This window comes from Hydrogenivirga sp. 128-5-R1-1 (genome assembly GCF_000171895.1).
This window is the reverse complement of record NZ_ABHJ01000470.1, coordinates 1-1,165: the sequence shown is the minus strand read 5'-3', so window position 1 is coordinate 1,165 and position 1,165 is coordinate 1. Positions and strand designations below refer to the sequence as shown.

The window sequence follows — 1,165 nt, the reverse complement described above, 5'->3', positions numbered from 1 at the left end:
CAGGAGCTATATCTGAGTGGAATACTACTCTTGGGTTTTTTCTTTGCAGCTGCAACAAGTGCAGGCATATCTTGAACTGTTCCAATTTCCCTGTTTGCAAACCTACTGAAACAAGGATAGTATCTTCCCTTACAGCTTCAGCAAGTTTTTCAGGAGAGATAATTCCATATTCATCAGGCTTTACATATGTAATTTCAAAGCCTTCTTTTTCAAGTGTTTTACAAGAATGAAGTATAGAGTGATGCTCTATTGAAGAAACAACAATATGTTTTCCTCTTCTTGTTATTCCCGGAGCTTTTGCAAATCCTTTTATTGCAAGGTTGTTTGCCTCAATAGCCCCTGATGTAAATACTATCTCTTCTGGTTTTCCTACATTTAAAAGCTCTGCTACCTGCTCCCTTGCTTTATTCATTGCTTTTTTAGCTTCCACACCAAGTTTATGTAAAGATGTTGGATTACCAAACTTCTCTGTAAAATAAGGCTTCATTACTTCAACTATTTCTTCTGGGACTGGCGTAGTTGCCAAATGGTCAACGTATGCTATTCCTCTTGTTTCTATCATCTCAAAACCTCCTTACTGGGTGCTTAATTCTTTTATTACATTTTCAGCTATTTTTAAAAACGCTTTGGCTGAGTCTGAATCTTCTTTTGCTAAAACAATTGGAATTCCTAAATCTGCAAATTCTGCTACTTTAGGCTCAATAGGAATTTTACCAAGCAGTTTTGTACCGTACTGTTTTGCAATTTCTTCAGTTTTACTTTTTCCAAAAATTTCATAAGATTTTCCACTGTCAGGACAGACAAAATAACTCATATTTTCAACAATTCCTAGAACTGGGATTTCAACCTCTTTAAACATCTGTATTCCTTTTCTAACGTCTATCAATGCTACATCTTGAGGGGTTGTAACAATTACTGCTCCATCAAGCTCTGCAACCTGTCCTAAAGTAATTTGAACGTCTCCAGTTCCTGGAGGAAGGTCTATTATTAAAAAGTCAAGCTCTTCATCTCCCCAGTCTATATCAAATAAAAACTGGTTTAATGCTTTAAATAAAACCGGCCCTCTCCATATAACAGGTGTATCTTCAGATGGAAGTAGTAGTCCTATAGACATTACTTTAATACCGTGGCTTTCTGGAGCTATTAATACATCTCCTCTTTCTGT

The 1,165-nt window shown here is 36.2% G+C and carries 1 protein-coding gene and 1 pseudogene; both read right to left on the bottom strand.

The window, feature by feature from the left end; all coding sequences use genetic code 11:
* A pseudogene (locus HG1285_RS18590) lies at window positions 1–562 on the bottom strand (aminotransferase class V-fold PLP-dependent enzyme); the annotation flags it as partial.
* 12 nt (window positions 563–574) lie between these two features.
* On the bottom strand, window positions 575–1,165 hold a 591-nt coding region (locus HG1285_RS00605), incomplete at its 5' end, for an Mrp/NBP35 family ATP-binding protein (protein WP_008289616.1).